The sequence below is a fragment of the Microcystis sp. M31BS1 genome, assembly GCF_020245285.1.
Lineage (GTDB): Bacteria > Cyanobacteriota > Cyanobacteriia > Cyanobacteriales > Microcystaceae > Microcystis > Microcystis panniformis.
Genome location: NZ_JADBVE010000174.1, coordinates 1 through 8,892 on the forward strand (window position 1 = coordinate 1; position 8,892 = coordinate 8,892).

General features: G+C 44.4%; 8 protein-coding genes. 5 read left to right on the plus strand and 3 right to left on the minus strand.

Features of this window, described 5'->3' with window-relative positions:
* The first annotated feature begins 307 nt into the window (after positions 1 to 307).
* Positions 308 to 1,312: an NADPH-dependent aldehyde reductase Ahr gene (ahr, locus tag IM509_RS10275; RefSeq protein WP_052276575.1), complete on the plus strand. Its 1,005-nt coding sequence runs from the start codon at positions 308 to 310 to the stop codon at positions 1,310 to 1,312.
* 28 nt (positions 1,313 to 1,340) lie between these two features.
* Positions 1,341 to 2,117: a Uma2 family endonuclease gene (locus IM509_RS10280; RefSeq protein ID WP_052276576.1), complete on the plus strand. Its 777-nt coding sequence runs from the start codon at positions 1,341 to 1,343 to the stop codon at positions 2,115 to 2,117.
* Positions 2,118 to 2,242: 125 nt separating this feature from the next.
* Here IM509_RS10280 and gifA read toward each other — a convergent pair whose 3' ends face one another.
* Together gifA and IM509_RS10290 are read right to left on the minus strand one after the other, a co-directional pair.
* Complete coding sequence (gene gifA, locus IM509_RS10285) at positions 2,243 to 2,443, minus strand: glutamine synthetase inactivation factor IF7A (protein WP_002758764.1); 201 nt, start codon at positions 2,441 to 2,443, stop codon at positions 2,243 to 2,245.
* A 260-nt stretch (positions 2,444 to 2,703) separates the two neighbouring features.
* A complete protein-coding gene (locus IM509_RS10290) occupies positions 2,704 to 3,291 on the minus strand; it encodes a hypothetical protein (protein WP_072927331.1) in 588 nt (195 codons plus the stop codon).
* 391 nt (positions 3,292 to 3,682) lie between these two features.
* On the opposite strand from IM509_RS10290, the gene IM509_RS10295 reads away from it, so the two are divergent.
* The 3 genes from IM509_RS10295 (at position 3,683) to IM509_RS10305 (ending at position 8,411) form a co-directional block, all read left to right on the plus strand.
* Positions 3,683 to 5,200: a bifunctional ADP-dependent NAD(P)H-hydrate dehydratase/NAD(P)H-hydrate epimerase gene (locus IM509_RS10295; protein ID WP_072927329.1), complete on the plus strand. Its 1,518-nt coding sequence runs from the start codon at positions 3,683 to 3,685 to the stop codon at positions 5,198 to 5,200.
* A gap of 677 nt (positions 5,201 to 5,877) precedes the next feature.
* On the plus strand, positions 5,878 to 7,683 hold the full coding sequence (locus IM509_RS10300; RefSeq protein WP_185237759.1) for an aspartate kinase: 1,806 nt from the start codon (positions 5,878 to 5,880) through the stop codon (positions 7,681 to 7,683).
* 110 nt (positions 7,684 to 7,793) lie between these two features.
* A complete protein-coding gene (locus IM509_RS10305) occupies positions 7,794 to 8,411 on the plus strand; it encodes a PEP-CTERM sorting domain-containing protein (RefSeq protein ID WP_170863946.1) in 618 nt (205 codons plus the stop codon).
* Between the two features lie 294 nt (positions 8,412 to 8,705).
* Here IM509_RS10305 and IM509_RS10310 read toward each other — a convergent pair.
* Positions 8,706 to 8,892, minus strand: a 187-nt coding sequence (locus IM509_RS10310; RefSeq protein ID WP_272079400.1) for a type II toxin-antitoxin system HicB family antitoxin, incomplete at its 5' end; no start/stop codon positions are given.

Below are 8,892 nucleotides of genomic sequence, written 5' to 3' on the forward strand. Positions count from 1 at the left end.
ATACAGTGAGTTCTTTTCTTCTTCCGTGAATTCTAGGTTAATCATGTTTTTAATGAGTGCTTTGCTTCTAATTATGACTCTTAAACTATATTATTGTCCTTGAGTAAAAAATGCAAGTTGTAGCCGTGCAAAGTATAGCATCAAAAAATCACCCTTGGGACTATTTGGCGATCGCTGGTAGGATCAAATCCGTTCCCTTCTCTCCACTTCCCACTCCTCTATACCTTGTAAACAGGATTTAGTGCAAGCCATACTCAGAGCAATTTAGGATAAGATAACCAATAAACCGATCCTAGAGGACTTAATCATGATTAGAGCCTATGCTGCCCGAGAAAAAGGGGGAAAACTAGAGCCTTTTGACTACGATCCGGGTATATTAGCGGATGAAGATGTAGAAATCGCGGTGGAATATTGCGGCATCTGCCACAGTGACCTAAGTATGCTCGATAACGATTGGGGACTGACCACCTATCCCTTTGTCCCCGGTCATGAGGTGGTCGGTACGATCGCCGCTCTTGGTGCTAAAGTCAAAGAGTTAAAATTAGGGCAAAGAGTCGGTCTTGGTTGGTTTTCCCGTTCCTGTTCCATCTGTGAAACCTGTATGTCAGGGGATCAAAACCTTTGTGCTACTGCTGAAGGAACTATCGTCGGTCGCCATGGTGGTTTTGCTGAAAGAGTCCGGGCCCATCATAGTTGGTTAGTTCCCTTACCGGACCAGTTAGATGCGGCCAAAGCTGGCCCGCTTTTTTGTGGTGGCATTACCGTCTTTAATCCGATTGTTCAATTTGATATTAAACCCACGGACCGAGTTGGTGTCATTGGTATTGGTGGATTGGGCCATATAGCCTTAAAATTCCTCAAAGCTTGGGGCTGCGAAGTAACCGCTTTTTCTAGCAGTCCCGACAAAGAAACAGAAGCAAAAGAACTAGGTGCGACTCATTTTATCAATTCCAGAGACCCCGAAGCCTTGCAATCGGTACAAAATTACTTCGATTTCATCATCTCTACCGTTAACGTTAATCTCGATTGGGGTCTTTATATCGCCTGTTTACGTCCCAAAGGTCGTCTGCACATTGTTGGGGCTGTTCTTGAACCCATGGCTACCTATGCTTTTCCCTTGATTATGGGTCAAAAATCGATTTCTGGCAGTCCTTTGGGTAGTCCCAGTACCATTAATAAAATGATCGAATTTGCCTCTCGCCATGGCATTGAACCGGTGACAGAAACCTATCCTATCTCCCAGGTGAATGAAGCCATGGAAAAATTGCGAACCGGACAACCTAAATATCGCCTCGTCTTGCAAATAAAATAAAACCATCTCTATCCCGGACGTAACCCCGATGACTCAACCCCTCACTCCTCCAGTTATCGATTGGCAAGAACCACCCATTCCCCCGGAAGACTTGATTTTTGATGATGGAGAACCTTTGGAAACGCACCGTCACCGCAAGGCCATGAATGTCTTAATCGATTCTATCGAACAAGCCTATCAGGATCGAGAAGACTTTTTTGTTGGCGGTAATATGTTTATTTACTTTAGCCGTGAGCGGGTTTTTAATAAAGATTTTCGTGGCCCCGATTTTTTCGTTGTCCTCGATATCGATGGTAGTTATAAACGACAAGGATGGGTGGTTTGGAACGAAAACGGACGTTATCCCGATGTGATCGTGGAATTAATGTCAGAAAGCACCGCAAAAATCGATTTAACTACCAAAAAAAACCTCTATGAGCGGACTTTTCGCTGTTCCCAATACTTCGTTTATAATCCCTTTGATGCCACTTCCCTGCAAGGTTGGACTTTAGACCCAAATCAATGCTATCAAGAAATTATTCCCGACCAGCGCGGTTGGTTATGGTGTCAACGTTTGGGATTATGGTTAGGAGTCTGGATGGGCAGCATCCAACGAGAAGAAGCCCCTTGGCTACGTTTTTATGACCTAGACGGCAATTTAATTCTCCTACCTGCGGAATTAGCCGAAATCGAACGTCAGAATGCTGAAATCGAACGTCAACGCGCCCAGGCAGCCTATCAACAGGCTGAAAGCGAACGTCAACGTGCGGAACGTTTAGCGGCGCAATTACGGCAATTAGGCATAAATCCCGATGAAACCCCGTAATCGGCCCAGGACTGACCCCTATCTCTAAAAACCGAAAGCCCACACCTTCCGATCTCGGTTTGTGTGGGCTGATTGTTCACTTAATTCTAAGATTGAAAGCTGATACTTTGGCGAAATCTCAGACCCTAACTGAGAGTAACACCAGAGCGATCGTAAGTTTGTGAAGAAAAGTCGGCCGAGAAGCGACGTTGAACGGTTTCCCCGTAGCCATTGTCATTGTCAATACCGATTTCAGAAGCACTTCTCCCTAACATCGATTGTTGACGATTTTTGACGGCGTGGTGGTGACGCATCATTAAGGCGCGAGCTTGTTGTTCTGTGGACATAATCATTTCCTCCGAGCTGCAAATAGTGTTTCGAACTTTTTTAATCACCCACTAATATATATAACATACAATTCTGTATCTATTTTTACAAAACGCCCTAATCCCAGAAAAATTAACAAAACTTTACAATAGGAGGCAGAAGGCAGAAGGCAGAAGGCAGAAGGCAGAAGGCAGAAGGCAGAAGGCAGAAGGCAGCTTTATTCACCCCACACCCCACACCCCACACCCCACACCCCCACACCCCAAGACATCAATCGCCTTTATACCTTAATCGAACTAGGTTCATCGACGGCGGCGATAATACGATGACAACCGGAAAAGGGTTGCGCCCATTGATACTGGTGTTCTAAAGGATTACCCCAACAGAGACCGAGATATAATTCTGTGCGCGCCACATCTAATTCCGCCCATTCGGACTGGGCGACTAATTCGGCTAGAGAATCGGCAGAAATGGGACGACGGGAGTTAAGCGCCCACCAAAAATTCATATTAGGGGTGATACTGTTCCAAAACTCTAAAACCGAGGCTTTGGCAGCCATGAGAATTTCCTTGTCACCCGCCACGGCAACTAATTGATTATGAATTTCGGGATAACGGAGAGTGCGATCGCCCCATTGACAAACACGCCAGATAATGCCCGAAACCTGATATTGTTGTTGATAATCGTGAACTTGGCGGCGAAAATCCTGATAGGCGAAGACTTTGCCCGCCTTTTCTAGATTGATCGCCTTGGCAATCACCGGATTATCAATGCGCTCCGCCGGGGAGAGTAACAGACGTTCCCCTTTGCAAGTGGCGTGCATTTCTCGATCGAGGATTTCAATTAACTGCTGTGTCGAGTAAGCCATACTACCGCTCTTACCTGAGAGAGGATTTCTCTTTATGATAAAATAATTTAGTAATTAGGGTTGGCTGAATAAATCTAAAAACCTTGTTGGATAAGACTTTTAGACTTTTTTGACCTCAAAAAGTGCCTAGCATTGGAGTGATCGGGGCGAAAATTCCGGGACTTTTTCCCTGAAAATTGGGTAATTGACCGTCTGAAAATGGGTAAAACCCTACACCCCCCTGCCCCCACGAAAAACTTTTTGCCGCAAACCCTAATTAAGCGACTACTTAACTGTTTTAAGGTTAGCAATTAACTTGGATAAAGCGATGTCAGGCTTGTAATCGATAATCAGGTGAACTTAATCCGAAAAAAAGTGATCTAGACCTGTTAACAGGCAATTTATCCCTCGAATGAGCTACAATTATCAGTCCAACGTGGTTAATAGCGAGCAGATGCGTCGCATCGAAGGGGCGATTTTTGCTTCCGGTATGCCTGTGGCCGCTTTGATGGAAAAGGCAGCCCTGTTAACGGCACAACAGCTTAAAAAGTCCTATTCTTTGGCTAATTTTCCCAAAATCGGCGTTATAGTTGGCCCTGGTCACAATGGCGGCGACGCTCTCGTGATTGCTAGAGAATTACACCTCGCCGGTTATCAAGTATCTCTTTTTTGTCCGATCGCCAAACTCAAGGATTTAACAGCACAACAGGCTAATTATGTCAAGCATTTAGGCTTAATTTTTCAGAAAACTTTAGAATCTTTGGAGGATTGTCAGTTAATTATCGATGGTCTTTTCGGTTTTGGTTTAGAAAGGACTTTATCGGGAGATATTGCCGAATTAGTCGATAAAATTAATAGTTGGCAAAAACCGATAATTAGTATCGATATTGCTTCAGGAATTCACACCGACACCGGAGAGGTTTTAGGCACGGCAATTAAAGCCACTCATACCTTTTGTTTGGGACTCTGGAAGCGCGCTTTTTTACAAGATTTGGCCTTACCCTATCTGGGTAAAGTGGAGTTAATTGACATAGGAATTAGTCCCCTTGACCTAGAAACAATTTTACAAGATTCACCGCCAATTCTGAGGGTTAATCCCGATCTAATTCGCCCTTATTTACCTTTACCCCGTCCTCTCCTTACCCATAAATATCAGCAGGGACATTTATTAATTATCTGTGGTTCTCGTCGTTATGCAGGGGGGGCAATTCTCGCCGGATTAGGAGCGCGAGGTAGTGGTGTGGGAATGCTTTCTATTGCTGTTCCTGCTGCCCTTAAATCTTTATTAATTAGTCATTTACCAGAAGCATTAATTATCGATTGTCCCGAAACTGCCACGGGAGCTATTGCCGAACTTCCCCTAGAATTAAATAATTATCATGTCCTCGCCTGTGGTCCTGGATTAACCACAGAAAATCCCGCTATTATCGAACAGGTTTTAGATAGTGATAAGCCGATTATACTCGATGCCGATGCTTTAAATATTTTGGCTCAATTGGGTATAGAAAAATTATCATCTCGCCAGAATAAGACAATTTTAACGCCTCATTGGGGAGAATTTAAACGCTTATTTCCTAACTTATCAGATTCTCAAGATAGGATTAATATTACTCAAGAAGCATCTCAACAAAGTGGTGCAATTATCTTATTAAAAGGAGCCAGAACTATAATCGCCTCCCCGGAAGGTAAAATGTATATAATCCCCGAAAGTAGCTCCGCTTTAGCGCGAGGTGGTAGTGGTGATGTCCTAACAGGATTAATTGGCGGATTCTTAACCCAAATGCCCGATAATGCCCCGGAAGCAACCGCATTAGCGGCTTATTTACACGCTCAAGCCGGCATTTTAGCAGCCCAAGAAAGGACGGAATTAGGAGTAGATGGAGTGACTTTGGCTAATTATTTATTGGCTGCCCTTAAAGGTTTAAATTAAAATCTGGGGGGAAACACACGCAACCCAAAAACCGAGTAAAATCGATAAAGGATTAAGTAGGTAGGTGTTAAAAATTGTCAGATTTCCACCCTACCAAGGGGGATTAAGGGAGTATCAGAATTGATAATTATTACTGTATCTAAGTAGGGAGGCACAATTATTTGTAGGATGGGTTAGCGGTAGCGTAACATGAGCGGGCGTTGGGTTTCATACTTCAACCCAACCTACGTTCATCTTATATTCAATTCCACCCACCTACTTAAGTAGGTAGGTGTTAAAAATTGTCAGATTTCCCCCCTTATCAAGGGTAGGGTTAATTCATGAATTAACCCTACCCTGAATCAGTCCTAAGATTAAGGGAGTATCAGAATTGATAATTATTACTGTATCTAACATTAAAATATCTTTCATAATACCCACCAAACCTAAGAGAGCCAAAATATTATTAATAGCATAAATGTACTGTATTTAAACTGCCTATTGACATTTTAGTACAAATGCTCGGACTGCCTCAACCTAGCTCCGGCGCTCCCTTCTCCGGTGCAGTCTTAAGGATTAATTCAGATAGTCGGCATTTGATAAAACATAAGGAATGTTAACCAAAACCACTTATCGTTAAGGAAGTTTGATAAGTTGGAGATTGAACAAAGTATAGAAAGTCTCTAGCGCTGACAACTATGGCTGTAATTGTCCAAAAATACGGTGGTACATCGGTAGGTTCCGTGGAACGCATTCAATCGGTCGCTCAACGGGTCAAAAATACGGTAATAGCAGGAAACACCGTGGTGGTGGTCGTTTCTGCCATGGGGAAAACCACCGATGGATTGGTCAATTTAGCCAAACAAATCGCCGCCGAACCCTCGCGCCGGGAGATGGATATGTTATTATCCACGGGGGAACAGGTAACAATCGCCTTGATGAGTATGGCCCTAGAGGAAATCGGACAACCGGCCATCTCCCTAACCGGCGCTCAAGTGGGAATTGTCACGGAATCCGAACATAGTCGCGCCCGTATTTTAGAAATTAAAACCGATCGCCTTTCCCGTCATCTATCGGAGGGTAAAGTAGTTGTGGTCGCCGGTTTTCAAGGTGTCAGCGATAGTGATCAATTAGAGATTACCACCCTAGGGCGCGGTGGTTCCGATACCTCGGCCGTGGCCCTAGCGGCCGCCTTAAAAGCCGATTTTTGCGAAATTTACACCGATGTACCCGGTATTCTCACCACTGACCCCCGTTTAGTCCCCGAAGCGCGTCTTTTGGACGAAATTACCTGCGATGAGATGCTCGAATTAGCCAGTTTAGGGGCGAAAGTTCTCCACCCGCGAGCGGTGGAAATCGCCAAAAACTTCGGGGTTCCCTTGGTTGTCCGCTCCAGTTGGACAGAGGATCCGGGTACTTGGGTGACATCCCCGGCACCGAAACCGCGCACCCTGCAAGGATTGGAATTGACAAAAGCAGTGGATGCGGTGGAATTTGAGGGCAATCAGGCGAAAATCGCCCTTTTACGGGTTCCGGATCGTCCGGGTATCGCTGCCCGTTTATTCGGGGAAATTGCCCATCAACAGGTGGACGTGGATTTAATTATTCAATCGATTCACGAGGGTGACAGCAACGATATCGCCTTTACGGTGATGGGAAATGCCTTAAAAAAAGCCCAATCCGTGGCCGAAGCGATCGCGCCGGTTTTACGTTCCCATCCCACTAATACAGAGGAAGCGGAAGTGATTATCGAATCCGGGGCTGCTAAAATCGCCATTACCGGCGCTGGTATGATCGGCCGGCCGGGAATTGCTGCCCAAATATTTAGCACTTTGGCCGCAGCGGCAATTAATATCGAAATGATCTCCACTTCTGAAGTAAAAGTCAGTTGTGTCATCGATGAAGCGGACGGAGAAAAAGCAATTAAAGTCCTTTGTGATGCTTTTCAAGTGGAGTATTCTGCTAAAGTTGCTCATTGCGAAATCCCTAAAAATTTAGTCCCAGTCAGGGGAGTGGCCCTAGATAATAATCAGGCCCAAATGGCCATTCGTAACGTCCCCGATCGCCCGGGGATGGCGGCGAGAATTTTCTCGGTTTTAGCGGCAAAAAATGTCAGTGTTGATATGATTATTCAATCCCAACGCTGTCGCATTGTCGATGGTATTCCCCGACGGGATATCGCTTTTACTTTACCCCAAGCTGATGCTAATTTAGCCCAAAAAATCCTTTTAGAACTATCGGAAAGTTTGGGTTTACAGGAAGTAGTGGTTAATAATGATGTGGCCAAAGTGAGCATTGTTGGTTCAGGAATGGAAGGACAACCGGGGGTAGCAGCACGCTTTTTTGAAGCTTTAGCAAAGGAGAAAATTAATATTTTGATGATTGCTACTTCTGATATAAAAATCAGTTGTGTGGTGAATCAGGAAGATGGAGTCAGGGCCCTACAAGTGGTTCATGCCGCTTTTGGATTGGCCGGACAGGGTAAAATTGAAGTACCCACCTAAATGAAATTACCTAAAATGTCGGGTATTTAGGTCAAAAAAAAAGATATATTGACAAAATGCGGGGGGGGGTAGAATATTCTCACTTTATCTATTTAATTGTCCATAAAACAATGAATATCTTGAATATTGCCAAATTGGCCACCTTTGGACTCGGTGTTACCCTTGTCCCTCTCGCCTTGACCATCAATAACTCTGCTCAGGCTGCCGTTTTTACCTTCGGTGCAGGTGATAACAACCAATCCACTATCACTAAAACGGTTGATGGTATCACCTTGACTCTATCCAATAACCAGACACTAGGTTATTTTCATGCGGATGGTGATGGTGTTTCTGTATTGGTTGGTGGTGCTTTTTTGGGAGCGACAACTACCAGCTTTAACCTGACCTTTTCTAGTGCAGTTCAACTCACCTCCTATACTATTGGTTATATTGACCAGCTAGAGGGTGATGAAAGCTTTACCTTAAGCAATGGAAGTTCAAGTTCGGTGGAAACCTCGCCTTTTTCAGCCGGATTAAGAAATTTTAGTAATCAATTTACCGTTGCTGCGGGACAAACTGTTTCCTTTACGGGAAATTTGGGTACTAATCTAGAAGATCTTATTCAATGGTCCGCGCTCGAAGTGACTCCAGTTAGTCCTCCCCCCGCTACCACTCCCGAACCTAGTACCATTTTAGGACTGTTAGCGGTGGGTTCATTGGGTGCCTTATCGCGTAAACTCCAGGGGTAAGCTGTTGTAGCACAGGTATTCCCGCCTACGCGGGGGTTTCCATTCAATTAATTTCTCAGCGCGAGTAGAGAGTAGGGTTAATTCATCAATTAACCCTACAATATCACCATTGCATCTTTTTCTGATCTGACAACGCCAGATTTTTTGTACTATATTTAGCCAGGGGACATTAAGCTTAAATCAAGATGGGAATTACAGCAGACGAATAAATTCTTCTTGTGTCAGTTCAGCATCGCGCAAAATTTTTAGGAGTAATCCTTTCCCGACAGTTTTCCCCCGATGAACCGGTACGCATCAGATAGACACCTTTTCAATTCCAACAAACTCCGATACATCTTCCGGATTGTCATCTTCCAAGCAAAGTTCAATCACTTCCCTGATATTCTTCATCAATTCATCAATCGTTTCCCCTTGACTGTAACAACCCCGAAGTTGAGGAACTTCCCCAACATAATATCCATCCTCATCCCGTTCAATGACA

What these genes read in the sequence shown, in the direction of transcription:
- ahr (WP_052276575.1), top strand. Translation starts at nt 308, where the DNA reads ATGATTAGAGCCTATGCTGCCCGAGAAAAAGGGGGAAAACTAGAGCCT.
- IM509_RS10280 (WP_052276576.1), top strand. Translation starts at nt 1,341, where the DNA reads ATGACTCAACCCCTCACTCCTCCAGTTATCGATTGGCAAGAACCACCC.
- gifA (WP_002758764.1), bottom strand. Translation starts at nt 2,443, where the DNA reads ATGTCCACAGAACAACAAGCTCGCGCCTTAATGATGCGTCACCACCAC.
- IM509_RS10290 (WP_072927331.1), bottom strand. Translation starts at nt 3,291, where the DNA reads ATGGCTTACTCGACACAGCAGTTAATTGAAATCCTCGATCGAGAAATG.
- IM509_RS10295 (WP_072927329.1), top strand. Translation starts at nt 3,683, where the DNA reads ATGAGCTACAATTATCAGTCCAACGTGGTTAATAGCGAGCAGATGCGT.
- IM509_RS10300 (WP_185237759.1), top strand. Translation starts at nt 5,878, where the DNA reads ATGGCTGTAATTGTCCAAAAATACGGTGGTACATCGGTAGGTTCCGTG.
- IM509_RS10305 (WP_170863946.1), top strand. Translation starts at nt 7,794, where the DNA reads ATGAATATCTTGAATATTGCCAAATTGGCCACCTTTGGACTCGGTGTT.